General features: G+C 68.9%; 13 protein-coding genes and 1 riboswitch. Of the genes, 6 read left to right on the top strand and 7 right to left on the bottom strand.

Features of this window, described 5'->3' with window-relative positions; genetic code table 11:
* Nucleotide 1 precedes the first annotated feature (1 nt).
* Entirely contained in the window at nt 2–919 is a 918-nt protein-coding gene (locus HDA44_RS29100; RefSeq protein ID WP_184839811.1) for a hypothetical protein, read from the top strand.
* Between the two features lie 101 nt (nt 920–1,020).
* Entirely contained in the window at nt 1,021–1,650 is a 630-nt protein-coding gene (locus HDA44_RS29095) for a hypothetical protein (protein WP_184839809.1), read from the top strand.
* 84 nt (nt 1,651–1,734) lie between these two features.
* Here the strand turns inward: HDA44_RS29095 and HDA44_RS29090 are convergent, their stop codons facing one another.
* Complete coding sequence (locus HDA44_RS29090; RefSeq protein ID WP_202887623.1) at nt 1,735–2,913, bottom strand: ATP-binding protein; 1,179 nt, start codon at nt 2,911–2,913, stop codon at nt 1,735–1,737.
* A gap of 84 nt (nt 2,914–2,997) precedes the next feature.
* Complete coding sequence (locus HDA44_RS29085; protein ID WP_184839807.1) at nt 2,998–3,651, bottom strand: response regulator; 654 nt, start codon at nt 3,649–3,651, stop codon at nt 2,998–3,000.
* Between the two features lie 263 nt (nt 3,652–3,914).
* On the opposite strand from HDA44_RS29085, the gene HDA44_RS29080 reads away from it, so the two are divergent.
* From HDA44_RS29080 to HDA44_RS29070, 3 genes are read left to right on the top strand one after another with little or no spacing between them, the layout of a single operon-like run.
* Complete coding sequence (locus HDA44_RS29080) at nt 3,915–5,057, top strand: peptidoglycan-binding protein (protein ID WP_184839805.1); 1,143 nt, start codon at nt 3,915–3,917, stop codon at nt 5,055–5,057.
* Nucleotides 5,054–5,824 carry an ABC transporter ATP-binding protein gene (locus tag HDA44_RS29075; protein ID WP_184839803.1) on the top strand — a complete coding sequence of 257 codons (771 nt, stop codon included), beginning with the start codon at nt 5,054–5,056 and terminating at the stop codon, nt 5,822–5,824. Before HDA44_RS29080 ends, HDA44_RS29075 begins: the two co-directional genes overlap by 4 nt.
* On the top strand, nt 5,821–7,020 hold the full coding sequence (locus HDA44_RS29070; protein WP_184839801.1) for an ABC transporter permease: 1,200 nt from the start codon (nt 5,821–5,823) through the stop codon (nt 7,018–7,020). The genes HDA44_RS29075 and HDA44_RS29070 overlap by 4 nt, the downstream gene beginning before the upstream one ends.
* Before the next feature lie 52 nt (nt 7,021–7,072).
* Here the strand turns inward: HDA44_RS29070 and HDA44_RS29065 are convergent, their stop codons facing one another.
* The 4 genes from HDA44_RS29065 to HDA44_RS29050 all read right to left on the bottom strand — a co-directional run bounded on the left by HDA44_RS29065 (nt 7,073) and on the right by HDA44_RS29050 (nt 10,631).
* Nucleotides 7,073–7,690, bottom strand: coding sequence for a hypothetical protein (locus tag HDA44_RS29065; protein ID WP_184839799.1), 618 nt, complete (start codon nt 7,688–7,690; stop codon nt 7,073–7,075).
* 131 nt (nt 7,691–7,821) lie between these two features.
* Entirely contained in the window at nt 7,822–8,649 is an 828-nt protein-coding gene (locus HDA44_RS29060) for a helix-turn-helix transcriptional regulator (protein ID WP_184839797.1), read from the bottom strand.
* 83 nt (nt 8,650–8,732) lie between these two features.
* Nucleotides 8,733–10,106 carry an L-serine ammonia-lyase gene (locus HDA44_RS29055; protein ID WP_184839795.1) on the bottom strand — a complete coding sequence of 458 codons (1,374 nt, stop codon included), beginning with the start codon at nt 10,104–10,106 and terminating at the stop codon, nt 8,733–8,735.
* An 81-nt stretch (nt 10,107–10,187) separates the two neighbouring features.
* A riboswitch (glycine riboswitch) is annotated at nt 10,188–10,280 on the bottom strand.
* The gene (locus tag HDA44_RS29050) at nt 10,278–10,631 is read right to left on the bottom strand and encodes a DUF3817 domain-containing protein (RefSeq protein ID WP_184839793.1); all 354 of its coding nucleotides are present in this window, start codon (nt 10,629–10,631) and stop codon (nt 10,278–10,280) included. It overlaps the preceding riboswitch by 3 nt.
* 109 nt (nt 10,632–10,740) lie before the next feature.
* Between HDA44_RS29050 and HDA44_RS29045 the strand changes: the two genes are divergently transcribed.
* Nucleotides 10,741–12,204, top strand: a complete 1,464-nt coding sequence (locus HDA44_RS29045) for an alpha/beta hydrolase (RefSeq protein WP_238352578.1) — start codon at nt 10,741–10,743, stop codon at nt 12,202–12,204.
* Between the two features lies 1 nt (nt 12,205).
* On the opposite strand, the gene HDA44_RS29040 is transcribed toward HDA44_RS29045, so the two are convergent.
* Entirely contained in the window at nt 12,206–13,636 is a 1,431-nt protein-coding gene (locus HDA44_RS29040) for an aminopeptidase P family protein (protein ID WP_184839791.1), read from the bottom strand.
* Between the last annotated feature and the right edge of the window lie 29 nt (nt 13,637–13,665).

Below are 13,665 nucleotides of genomic sequence, written 5' to 3'. Positions count from 1 at the left end.
AATGAAGCGCTGGGTTGCGCTCTGTGCTGGGATCGGGCTGGTGGTGGGCTGCGGCGCGGAGCCACGGCACACGCCTGAGCCGAGTGCCTCGGCGACCGGTAGCGCGGCACCGGCTCCGGCGTCTTCGGTACCGGCCGCGGGTCCGCTGGGTGCGGCGGCGTACCAGGCGGAGCTGCGCCGGATCGACCAGGTGCTGACCGGGCCGGCCCGGCGGCTGACGCGGGTCCGGACCGCCGAAGGGCTGGCCGACTCGATGAGTACGGTCGCGGAGACGCTGAACACGGTGGCGATCCGGTTGGCGGCACTGACCGTGACCACGCGGTTGAACGGCGTACACGAACTGCTGAAGGAACGGATCGGGGTGGCGGCCGCCCAGCTGACGTCGTCGACGCGGAAGACGGAGGACGATGCGCGCTGCGGTGGCGTCGCGTACACGTCACAGCAGGTTCAGCGGCAGCTGCGTACCGACCTGAAGTCGGCGATCGTCCAGTTGCAGCGACTCAAACTGAGCTTCGGCAAGACACTGCCCGATCCGGGGCCCGCGCCCGAGCCGGTACGCCCGCGGAACGGCGACATCCTGGTACGGCGCGCGGCCGAAGGCACCGGCCAGGTGAAGATCACCAACGGGACGACGCACGACGTCGCGGTTTCGATCGTCGGCGACGGTCAGCCGCCCGGGGAGCCGCAGGTGATGGTGTACATCCAGTCGACCAAGACGACGACGGTGAAGCGGATCGGTGGGACGTACCACCTGTACTTCAAGAGCGGCAGCGACTGGGATCAGTCCGAGCGGAAGTTCCGGGCGGACTGCTCGTTCAAGAAGTTCGACCAGACCTTCGGCCGCAACCAGGGCTGGCAGGTAAACCTCCAGCCGACAACCCGCGGCAACGCAGACACCACCCAGGTAGAGGCCTACTAACCCTCGCTCGCAGGGGGCCGGGCTCCTTCTTGCTGATACCTTCCCGCAACCGCCGGTCCGATACAACTTTCTCAGGAGCGATTCGAGAAAGGTGCGAAAGTATGCCGAAAAATACGGCTGAGCGGGAGAAATGGAAGACTGCAGCGTTGCCGCGTCATATCCGGCCGCGCGGCACTCTGGTCGCGGCGATCGCCACCATCGGCCTGCTGGTGACCGCCTGCGGAAACGACGGCGGAAAAGATGGCGGCAACGACGGCGCCGGCGGTGTCGCGGCGGCCAGCCCTGGTACCAGCGAAAGCGCGAAGCCGGGCGGCGGCGCCGAAAAGAACAGTCCCCTCGCCTATTCGAAGTGCATGCGGGCGAACGGCGTCACCAATTTCCCGGACCCGGACCCCAACGGTGGTCTCAAGATTGACGGCGACAAGGTCGGTCTGGGCACGCCGGCGTACGAAAAGGCCGCGGAGACGTGCAAGCAGTACAACGCTGCGCCAGCACCTGAGGCGCCCGCGGACCGAGAGGCCGCGCTGGCGTACGCCAAATGCATGCGCGAGAACGGTGTACCCAAGTTCCCGGACCCCAACGCCGAAGGCGGGACCGACCTCGACCGAGGTGCGCTCGGCGTCGACATCACCGGTCCCGTCTTCAAGAAGGCTGACGACAAGTGCAAAGAGGTCCTGAGGAACGGCGGAAAAGGCGCGGAAGACGGCGCCAAGAACACGCAAGGCGGATGACCGCGACGTCCCGTGGGGCAGCGATCCGGGTGACCCCGGCTGCTGCCCCTCCGTCGCCAGGGTCCGAACTTCAGGTTCAGGACACTAGACGCGTTCGACCGCGGCCGGGCCTACGACCGTGTCCGCCGCCGCGCAGGGGAAGCGCACCGTCATGGTCAGACCGCCCTCCGGCCGGGGCACGGCGTCGAGTTCGGCCTGATGGGCGGTAGCGATGGCGCTGACGATGGACAGCCCGAGACCGAGCCCTTCACGGTGGGTGCGCGTGGTGCCGACCCGCTGGAACGGCTGGAACAGCCGGTCCAGCTCCTCGGCGGCAACGACCGGACCCGAGTTGCTCACGGTCAGCACGGCCCGATCGCCCTCGGCGCGGGTGGTGACCTCGACCCATCCGCCGGGAGTGTTGTAGGTCAGTGCGTTGTCCACCAGATTGACCACCAGGCGTTCCGCCAGGCCCGCGCCACCGATCGCGACGGCCGGATCCAGCGCCGTACGCCAGGACACATCGCGCCGCTCGGCCTCCTCGTCGCGGGACACCACGACCTTCCCGGCCAGTGCCTGGAGGTCGAACGGCACCCACCGGTCAAGGCCGGCCTGCCCCCGGGCCAGGGTCAGCAGCGACGTGATCAACCGCTCCTGCTCGCGGCCGGCGGCGAGGATCCGCAGGTGGGCCTCCCGCAGTGACTCCACGCTCGCGTCCGGATCCGCCAGGACGACCTGTCCGAGGGTGCGCTGCCGCGTCATGGGAGTCCGCAGCTCGTGCGAGGCGTTGGCCACGAACCGGCGCTGTGCCTCGAAAGCGGCCTCCAGCCGGGCCAGCAACTCGTCGAAGGTGTCGCCGAGGTCCTTGAGTTCGTCGGCAGGCCCCGGCAGCGCCAGCCGGGCGTGCAGGTTGGTCGCGGAGATCTCCCGGGCCGTGCGGGTGATCGTACTCAGCCGGCGCAGCACGCGCCCGGCCAGCACCCAACCGAGACCCATCGAGACGACCGTCATGATGCCCAGGGCAATGAGGCCCTGAACCAGCAGCGTGTGCCTCCGCTGGTCCTTCTGCCGCTGTGCCAGTTCGATGAGCGCTTTGCTCTCCCCGGCAGCCGGCGCGGGCAGGTCATTCCCCTGCTTGTCGAGTTCCTGCGGGCCGCGTTTGGCCGGCGGCTTCGACATCTCCTTGACCGTGGCCGCGCTGCCCTGGCCGTTGTACACGTAGAGGCCCGGGTCGGCCCGGTCGACCAGGAAGAAGGTCATCGCGAGCAGTGCCACGGAGGACACGAGGAACACCCCGCCGTAGAGCAGCGTCAGGCGGAACCGGACAGTGTTGCGGGGCCTGCGGAAGACTGTGCGCACGGGCTGCCCTCAGACCCGGTAGCCGGACTTGGCCACGGTATGAATCACCGGTTCGTCGCCGAGTTTGGCGCGTAGCCGGCTGATGGTGATCTTCACGGACTTGGTGAACGGGTCGGCCGATTCGTCCCAGACCCGTTCGAGCAGTTCCTCCGCCGAGACCACCCGGCCCTGGGCGGCGAGCAGCAGCTCCAGCACGCCGAACTCCTTGGGAGCCAGGTCGATCGGCTCGCCGCGCCGAGTCACCCGGCGCTGCGCCGCGTCCAACTCGATGTCCCCATGCTGCAGTACCGGAGGCACCGCGGGATGCGTGCGCCGAGCCAACGCGATGATCCGGGCCGTCAGTACGCGGAAGTCGAACGGTTTGCCCAGATAGTCGTCGGCACCGAGGTTCAGCCCGTCCACCAGGTCCTCGGTGGTCGCGGCCGCGGTCAGCATCAGCACCCGGCTGCGGCAGTCCGCGACGACGAGCTTGGCGCACACGGTGTCGCCGTCCATCCCGGGCAGGTCCCGATCGAGAACGATCACGTCATAGTCGTTGACCAGGGCACGTTCCAGACCGGACAGCCCGTCCAGCGCGACGTCGACCGCCATCCGCTGCCGGCGCAAACCTACCGCCACCGCGTGGGCAACTTCCTCGTCGTCCTCGACGATAAGAATGCGCACCTTGTTGTCCCTCCGGAAAAGACTACGGCCCACAGTCGTCAAATCCGGCCGTATTCCCATGCTAGCGACCGGAGGGTTGCGGCGAGGTTTCATCCGACCCATCGCGGCCCCGGAATTCGGCGGGCGGCGATACCGTCCTGAAACCGCCGCTCCCGTAGAACAAAACCAGCAGGCAAACAAGAAAGCTGATGAAGTCGGTCGAAGGAGACGGGTATGCGCGGATATGAACACGGCCAAGCGCGGCGGCCGGGCGGTGACGGGCGATGAGCGTGCTGCCTTCCCTTGCACGAAGCAACGACTCACAGCCCACGACCGCGGCGACCGGGCGGCGCAAGGGCAGTCGGCGGACGCTCGTGGCAATCCTGGTGGTCGGCACCGCGGGAGCGGGCGTCGCCGCTTACCTGGTCGCCCCTCTCGACCGGCAAGCCAAGGCCGACGACACCAGCGACAAGACCCCCATCAGTACGGCGATCGTGAAGCGGGGCACGATATCCGCTCGCACGTCGGTCAACGGCACACTGGCGTACGCCGGCAGCTACGAGGCCATCGGCCAGGCGAGCGGTGTGGTCACCGGGGTGCCCGGGGCGGGCGACCTGCGCCGCGCAGGCCAGGTCTTGTACGAGGTCAACGGCAAGCCGGTCATCCTGCTGAAGGGATCCATCCCGGTGTTCCGGGATCTGAAGCAGGGCGACAAGGGCGCCGACGTCAAACAGCTCAACGCCGCACTGGTCAAGCTCGGTTACAGCAGCTACCTGAGCGCTTCCTCCAGCTACTACGGCTACCTGACCAAGGCCGCGGTCAAGAAGATGGAAGACGACTTCGGCCTGGAGGAGGACGGGAAGCTGTCGATGGGCGAGGTGGTGTATCTGCCTCAGGACAAGGTCAAGGTGACCAAGGTGAACGTCAAGATCGGTGGCCAGGCCCAGCCGGGGATGGCGGTGCTGACAGCCAGCTCACTGCGCCGGTACGTCTCGGTGCAGATCGACACCGCCTACCAGTCGCAGGTGAAGCCCGGTGACAAGGTGACGATCACGCTCCCGAACCTGAAGACGACCGCGGGCAAGGTGACATCGGTTGGCCGGGTCGCCGAGGCGGGCAGCGACAACCAGGGCGCCAAGGTCACGGTCGGCATCGAGCCCGCCGACCCCAAGGCCACCGGCAGTCTCGACCAGGCGCCGGTACAGGTGTCGATCATCACCGACAGCGCCCGCAATGTGCTGAACGTCCCGGTGAACTCTCTGCTGGCGCTGCTTGACGGCGGTTACGGCGTCGAGGTCGTCGGCTCCGGCGGCGAGCGCCGGCTGGTGCCGGTCAAGCTGGGGATGTTCGACCAGGACGCCGGAATCGTCGAGGTCACCGGGGCCGGTCTGAAGGCCGGTCAGCAGATCGTGGTGCCGGCGTCATGAGCGAGCTCAGCGCCCGCGCGGGCAATACCGAGGTGCTGGACGACGTGCCGGAGGGGGGTGCCGACTCCCCGGTTCTGGAGCTGGACGGGGTGACCCGCCTGTTCCCGGGTGGTGCGGCGCCGGTGGTGGCCCTCGGCGGGGTGAGCTTCACCATCAACCGCGGCGAACTGGTCGCGATCGTCGGCCCGTCGGGTTCCGGCAAGTCCACGCTGCTCAACGTCATGGGCACGCTGGACCGGCCGACCGCGGGCGTCATGCGCATCGCCGGCACCGACGTCGCGCAGATGAGCGACCGTCAGCTGGCGAGGGTGCGGGCCACCGAGATCGGCTTCGTGTTCCAGCAGTTCTTCCTGGCCGACCACACCAGTGCGCTGGAGAACGTCGCCGACGGCCTCCTGTACGCGGGTGTGGGCCGGGCAGCCCGGCGCCGGGCAGCAGCCGAGGCCCTGGACCGGGTCGGGCTGTCGAACCGCGCCGAGTTCCGGCCGTCCAAGCTGTCCGGTGGCGAACGGCAGCGGGTCGCGATCGCCCGTGCGCTGGTCGGCAGCCCCGCGATCGTGCTCGCCGACGAGCCCACCGGCAACCTCGACAGCGTCAACGGCTCGGCGATCCTGGCGCTGCTGACCGAGCTGAATCAGCAGGGCGCCACCATCGTCGTGATCACGCACGACCGGGAAATGGCTGCCCAGCTGCCCCGCCGCATCGAGATGCGGGACGGCCGGGTGGTCGCCGACAACGCGCCCCGGAAGGGGGCTTGGAACCGATGACCGTGACCTACCGCCCCGGACATCTGGGGCTCGTCGACCTCGCCCGCACAGGCAGCGTCGGACTGCGCACCCGGCGAATGCGAGCGGCCCTGTCGGCGCTGGGCATCGCGATCGGGGTCGCCTCGATCGTGGCCGTACTCGGACTGTCCGCCTCGTCGCAGGCCGGACTGCTGGCCGAGATCGACCGGCTCGGCACCAACATGCTGACCGTGACGCCTGGCCGGGACATCCAGGGCAACGAGGTGAAACTGCCCAAAGCAGCCCCGGGGATGATCTCTCGTATCGGCCCGGTGCAGCAGGTGGAGAACACCGGCGCCACCAAAGCCCGGGTGTACCGCAGTCCGCTGGTTCCGGCGCTCAACACCAACGGGCTCAAGGTCCAGGCGACGAGCCTGAACCTGCCCGCGACGGTACGCACCACGGTCGCCCACGGCGCGTTCCTGAATAAAGCCACCGCTACCCAACCGACGGCGGTGCTGGGCTACGACGCGGCCAAGCGCCTCGGGATCGACCGGGTCCGTACCGGGCAGCGGATCTGGCTCGGCAGCCAGTGGTTCTACGTGATCGGCATTCTCGACAAGGCGGTCCTGGCCCCGGAGATCGACGCCTCCGTACTCGTCGGTTACCCGGCCGCGGAGCGCTATCTCAACTACGACGGGCACCCCACCACCATCTACGTCAGGTCGCAGACCGAGTACGTCAACGACGTGCACTCGGTGCTGGCGCGGACGGCCAACCCGGAGAACCCGGCGAATGCCACGGTCAGCAACCCGTCCGTCGCACTGGTCGCCCGGGCGGCTGCGGAGTCGGCGCTCAACGGCCTGTTCCTCGGCCTGGGCGCGGTGGCGCTGCTGGTCGGCGGGGTCGGGGTCGCCAACACCATGGTCATCTCGGTCCTGGAACGCCGATCGGAGATCGGGCTGCGGCGCGCACTGGGTGCGACCCGCGGACACATCCGTACTCAGTTCTTCTCCGAAGCGGTGCTGCTCGCCGGGATAGGCGGGGCGGTGGGCGTCCTCTGCGGAGTCGCGGCCACGGTCGTCTACGCCTCCGTCAAGGGCTGGACGGTCGTGGTTCCCCCCGAGGCGTGGATCGGCGGCGTCGGATCGGCCCTGGCCATCGGCGCGATCGCCGGACTGCTCCCGGCGATCCGCGCGGCCCGAATGCAGCCCACCGAGGCACTGCGGACTGTATGACCCGCGTCCGATCCGATCCGGTCCCCCAAACCGGTTTGGGGCGCGGGGACGGCTAGAGGCCTAGCTTTCGGAGCAGTTTGGCGAGGAAGCCGCCGTGGTCGGGGCGGCTCGGTGGCGTGCTGGGGGTGGTTGGCGTGACCGTCGGGGTAGTGGTCGAGTCCGTCGGCTGGGCGGTCGGTCGTGGGCTGTCCGGGCCGGAGGTCGGCTGGGTCGGCGGGACGACCGGCGGGGTGGCGGTGACCACCGGGATGGTCGGTTCCTTGCTCTCCACGATCTCCGGCGTGGGCGTGGTCGCCGCGTCAGCCGGGCGGGTGCCGGGTGTGGTCGCGCCCGGCAGTTGAGTCGGTACGGCGCTGGGCAGCACACCGGGCGTCGCGACCGGGAGCATCGACGGAGCCGGTGTCGGTGTCGGCGTGTGGGGAATCCGTGGCAGGTTCTCGGTCGGCTGACCGGCCTGCAGACCGGCCACCGGACTGACCGGCTCCGGTCCACCGCCACCACCCGGGAGTGGCAGGAAGCCCGCACCGATCCGCGGCCCGCCGAGCAGCGCGACCAGAACGAGGACCAGGTAACCGAGCAAGAGGACGCCGACGCCGGCGGCAACCTGACGCAGGCGCCGCGGGTTCTGCCAGGGCGAGCGGCGGGAAGCCGTGGCAGAGATCAGATTCACAAGTCCCGCAGGTTATCGGCTGAAAGGTCGTTTGAAACAGTCCTTGGAGGAAATTCCACCTCGGTGCGAAACAATTCGGGAATAACATACCGCTTACGCGACCGTAGGAATGCGGTGCGTTAGCTGATCGCTCAGGTCAAGGCTTGCAAGCCGATCACCGACAACAGCCGCAGCTTCTCCGCCGCATCGCTGCCGGGGGCCGCGGTGTAGACGACGATCCGCAGGTCGTTCCCCGGTACCGCCAGCACATCGCAGTCGATGCTGAACTCGCCGACCTCGGGATGCCGGATCGTCTTCCGTTCGGAGCGGTGGAATCCGGTCACCGGCTGCTCCCACAAACGCGCGAACTCGGCGTACCCGCGGAGCTCCTCGATCAGTGCCCGCAGTTCCGGGTCGTGGGGATAACGCACCAGCGAGGCGCGCAGATCCGTGACCATCGCGTTCCGGAATTCGCGCTGCTGGTCCGGCGTCTGCACGATTCGGTCGCCGGGCGCGGTGAAATGCCGGTAGATGATGTTCCGCTGCCGCCCGTGCCACCGCGACGGGTCACCGGTCATCGCGGCGAACAGCGAGTTCCAGGTGATCATCGTCCAGGCGGCGTCGCACACGCACAGCGGCGCGCCTTCCAGCTGGTCCACGATCCGCTGCACGCCCGGTGGGATGTACGCCGACACGCGCCCGGGTGACGGCTCCACCTCACCGGCCAGTACGAACAGGTGGTTGCGCTCGGCATCGGACAGCCGAAGCGCACGCGCCAGCGCCGACAGCACCTGCACCGACGGCGACTCGGCCCGGCCTTGCTCGAGCCGGACGACGTAGTCCACCGACAGCCCGGCCAGCTGAGCCAGCTCCTCCCGCCGCAGCCCCGGCGCCCGCCGCCGCCCACCCACCGGCAGCCCGGCCTGCGCGGGCGTCACCCGATCCCGCCACGCATGCAACGTCCGCCCAAGCTCACCCATGACGCCCAGTATCCCGACTTCACCCGGCGACAACCTGGTACTGGCATTCCCTAGGCAACTACCTGCTCAGCGTAACTACTTGCTCAGCATTCGATGACGTTGACGGCGAGGCCGCCGCGGGAGGTTTCCTTGTACTTGATCTTCATGTCGGCACCGGTTTCGCGCATCGTCTTGATCACCTTGTCCAGCGTGACCACGTGCACGCCGTCGCCGTGCATCGCCATCCGGGCCGCGTTGATCGCCTTCACCGACGCCATCGCGTTCCGCTCGATGCACGGGATCTGGACCAGCCCGCCGACCGGGTCGCAGGTCAGGCCGAGGTTGTGTTCCATCGCGATCTCGGCCGCGTTCTCGACCTGCCGCGGCGTACCGCCGAGCACCTCGCACAGCCCGGCCGCGGCCATCGAGCAGGCCGAGCCGACTTCGCCCTGGCAGCCGACCTCGGCGCCCGAGATCGACGCGTTCTCCTTGTACAGCACGCCGATCGCGCCGGCCGCGAGCAGGAACCGGACCGCGCCGTCCTCGGTCGAGCCCGGCACGAACCGGCGGTAGTAGTGCAGTACGGCCGGGATGATGCCCGCGGCACCGTTCGTCGGCGCGGTGACGATCCGGCCGCCGGACGCGTTCTGTTCGTTCACCGCGAGCGCGAACAGGTTCACCCAGTCCATCACCTTGAGCGGGTCGACCGACCACGGGTCCTGGCTGAGCTTCTGGTGCAGGGCGTGCGCGCGCCGCGGCACCTTCAGCCCGCCGGGCAGGATGCCTTCGGTCTCGCAGCCCTCGCGGACGCAGTCCTGCATGACCTGCCAGATCCGCAGCAGGCCGTCCCGGATCTCGTCCTCGGTCCGCCAGGCCAGCTCGTTGGCGAGCATCACCTCGCTGATCGACAGCTGGGACTCCCGGCACCGGTCGAGCAGCTCGGCACCGGTGGTGAACGGGTACTTGAGCGGGGTGGTGTCCGGCACGATCCGGTCGCCGGCGGCCGCGTTCTCGTCGACGACGAAGCCGCCGCCGACCGAGTAGTAGGTACGCTCCCGCAGTACGCCGCCGGTGGCATCGCGGGCCGCGAAGATCATCCCGTTCGGGTGGTACGGAAGGGCTTTGCGCCGGTGCATCACCAGGTCGGCGTGCTCGTCGAACGCGATCTCGTGGGTACCGGCGAGGGCCAGCCGGCCGCGTTCGCGGATTGTCTCGACCCGGGCGTCGACCGAATGCGTGACCACGGTCTCCGGGTCGGCACCCTCGAGACCGAGCAGCACCGCCTTGTTGCTGCCGTGGCCGTGGCCGGTGGCTCCGAGCGAGCCGAAGAGTTGCGCGCCGACGGTCGTGGTCGCGGCCAGCAGGCCGTCATCGGCCAGACCGAGCGCGAACGTGCGGGCCGCTCGCATCGGTCCCACGGTGTGGGAGCTCGACGGGCCGATCCCGATACTGAACAGGTCGAAGACACTGATCGCCATCGTGTGGAGGTTCCTTCCGGTCGCCGTTGACCGTTTGGTGTCCTCCCCGCTCTGTCAGACGGAGTTGCCTTCCAGAGGTGCCTCGCCCGTGCGGTGAAGGTGCCTGAGAGATTCTTGGGGAGAGTTGCTCCTACGGCGCCTGGGCCGGACCCAGGACTCTCCCGCACGGGTTCATGCGGCTGTTGAGTTGACTTCCGCTGTGGACGGTACGGCCGCGCCACGCCCGGCGTCAATCCGGCCCGTCTTCACCGCCCAGATCTCGAAGAACCAGGTGAACAGCGGGGGAACACTGGCGGCCAGCGCGGCCAGGGTGACCGGCCACGACCAGCGCAGCGGGCCGCGTACGGCCAGCACGGTCGCGACGTACACGACGAAGATGCCGCCGTGGATCGGGCCGAAGATCTTCACCCCGAGCTCGTTGTCGGACAGGACGTACTTGAACAGCATGCCGATCAGCAACCCGGTCCACGAGATCGCCTCGGCGATCGCCACCGTCCGGAACCACCTGGCGTATTTGGTACTCATCACCGCCGACCCTAACAACACCCGCAAGGGCTCCCTGGGGTGACGGCCCGGGGTCGGGCGGGGGTCCTGCCCGATGCCGGGAGCAAGCGATTGCCGAAGGATCGGCGGCATGACTTTCTCCCGACCTGCCCTGGCCGGCGCGACTCTGGCCGGCGCGACCCTGACCGGCGTGGCCCTGCTCGGCGTCCTCGCCGCGGGCCTGACCACGCTGCCGTCGATGGCCGCGGACACGGTCGCGGCCGCCGGGCCGCAGGTGCGCTGGACCGACTGCAAGCCCGAGGGCAAGGACAAACCCGAGGACGTCAAGGGTTCCCAGTGCGCGACGCTCCGGCTGCCGGTCGACTGGCGTGACCCGGCCGGACCTTCGTTCGACCTCGCGATCGCCCGCCGAACCGCCAAGGTCCCCCGCGAGCGCGTCGGCGTACTGGTCTTCGGTCCGGGCGGTCCTGGCGACTCCGGCGTCGATCGGATCAAGACCGGGATCAGCCGCTTCAGTACCGACCTGCAGGACCGTTTCGACATCGTCAGCTTCGACCCGCGTGGAGTGGCCCGTAGCAATCCGGTGCGCTGCTCGGCCGACCTACTGGCCAAGCAGCCGTCTCCGATCATCAAGAGCGCGGCCGAGTTCAGTGCGACGATCAGCTACAACCGTCAGCTCGCCACGGACTGCCGTGCGAACACCGGTCCGCTGTACGACCACATCGACACCTGGCAGACCGTCCGCGACCTCGACGCGATCCGCCGGGTACTCGGTGAAGCCAAGATCACGTTCCACGGCAGCTCGTACGGCACGGTGCTTGGCGGGCAGTACGCCGAGACCTACCCGCATCGGGTACGGGCGATGGTGCTGGAGAGCGTGAGCGACCACAGCACGTCCTCGACGCGCGCGTTCCTGGACGACCAGGCGGCCGCGGCGCAGGACTCGTTCGACGAGTTCGTGAAGTGGTGCGACGCTACGACGACCTGTGCGCTGCATGGCCGTGACGCCCACGCTGTGTGGGCAGACCAGCTTGCCAAGTCAGCTGATCCGTTCAGGCTGAGCTTTGCCGCGTTCAAGTTGCTCTACGGACCGCAGTGGTCCAAGCTCGCGGACACTCTTGCGGGTAGTACTGCCACCACGACCGCGGCGCCGACCGGACTCGCTTCGTACCCGCTTGCTGTGTTCTGTCAGGACTGGAACCTGCCAGTGCGTGACTACCGTGAGTACGCCGCGCACCTGCAGCGGATCGCCCGCAACAACCAGGACGTCAAGTACCCGGGCCAGCTGATGGCTGCGTCGATCTGTCTGGGTGCACCAAAGGCCAACAACCCACAGCACGTACTGAAGGTGCGCGACCTGAAGACGCCGGTACTACTGGCGAACGCGATCCACGATCCCGCGACCGGGTATGACTGGGCGCGCAGCGTCGCACGCCAGCTCGGCCGGAGCGGCGTACTGCTCACATACGAGGGCTGGGGCCACGGCAGCTACTCGAAGGGCGCCTGCATGCAGAGCACGGTCGACCGGTACCTGATCGCACTGGACGTGCCGGAGCGGGGCACGAGCTGCCCCGCCGTGGCACCAGTGGGCTGAGCTACTTCCTTGCCAACTGCGAACGGGTCCACTGCTCCAGGCCGTCAGTGGTGATCGGCAGGTCCTCGGTCAGGATCTCCAGCCGGTCGGAGTGCACGACGACGTTGTCCTCGATCCGGATCCCGATGCCGCGCAGCTCCGGCGGGACGGTCTCGTCGTTCGGGTGGAAGTACAGGCCCGGCTCGACCGCGAGCGCCATTCCGGCCTCGATCGTGCCGGCGAAGTACGCCTCCGGCCGGGACGCGTCGCAGTCGTGGACGTCGAGGCCGATGTAGTGGCCCGTCCCGCAGACGATGTACCGCCGGTGCTGCTGGCCGTCGGGACCGAGCAGCTCGTCGAGCGACACGTCGAGCAGACCCCAGTCCCGCAGCCCTTCGGCCAGCACGCGCAGCGCTTCGTACTGGAAGGCCCGGTACGGAGCGCCGACCTGGACGGCGTCGAGTGAGGCGAGCTGCGCCTTGTGCACCAGGTCGTGTACCTGCCGCTGCGCCGCCGTGTACTCGCCGGTGGCCGGGAAGGTCCGGGTGACATCCGCGGTGTACAGCGTCCGGGTCTCGACACCGGCGTCCAGCAGAATCACGTCGCCCTCGTTCACCGGGCCGTCGTTGCGTACCCAGTGCAGCACCGGCGCGTGGTTGCCTGCAGCAACGATTGACGCGTACCCGACACCGTTGCCGGCGGTCCGGGCGCGGCGGTCGAACGTACCCTGCAGCCAGCGCTCACCGCCGCCACGGATCGCCTCCGGCAGCTCACTGGCCACATCGCCGAACGCCTGTACGCTCGCGGCGACGGCCTCGCGCAGCTGGTCCAGCTCCCAGTCGTCCTTGATCCGGCGCAACTCGGCCAGGGTCTGGCGCAGCGAGTTGCCGTCGGTCGGCGACGTCCGGACCAGCGCGTCCAGCAGCGGCTCGACACCAGGTACGGACAGGATGAACGGGACCGCGCCGCGGACCGCGGCCGGCAGCTCCTCGATCGGGCGGCAGGCGATCTGCAGCGCGTCCGACCAGTCCTTCAGGCCCGGCACCGGGCCGATCCACAGCTCGCCGTCGCGCGCGTTCGCGAAGAAGTCGGCCTCGTCCGGGCCGGCCGTCTCGCGCAGGTACAGCGTCGCGTCGCCGTCACCCGAGAGGACCAGCACCGAACCCTCGGCCTGGCAACCGGTCAGCCAAACGAAGTCGCTGTCCGCGCGGAACAGGTAGTCGGTGTCGTTCGACCGGACCGGCGCGCGGCCGGCCGCGATCGCGATCCGGCGGCCCGGCAGCGCCGCGGCCAGCTTCCGCCGGTGCTCGGCGGCCGCCTCGGCCAGCCCGTCCGGCACCGTCACCGTCCGGTCCACCGGTCCCCAGCCGCGGGCGATGAAGTCCCGGAACCCCTTGGAATCGATCGGGCGGTACGACTTCGGCGTCTGATCGGTCCGGGCGTCATCGGTCATGAGCTGTGCTCCCCTTTGCAGCTGTCGGC

It is taken from the genome of Kribbella solani (assembly GCF_014205295.1).
GTDB lineage: Bacteria > Actinomycetota > Actinomycetes > Propionibacteriales > Kribbellaceae > Kribbella > Kribbella solani.
The sequence above is the reverse complement of the archived record's forward strand: the minus strand, read 5'-3'. Positions and strand labels throughout refer to the sequence as shown.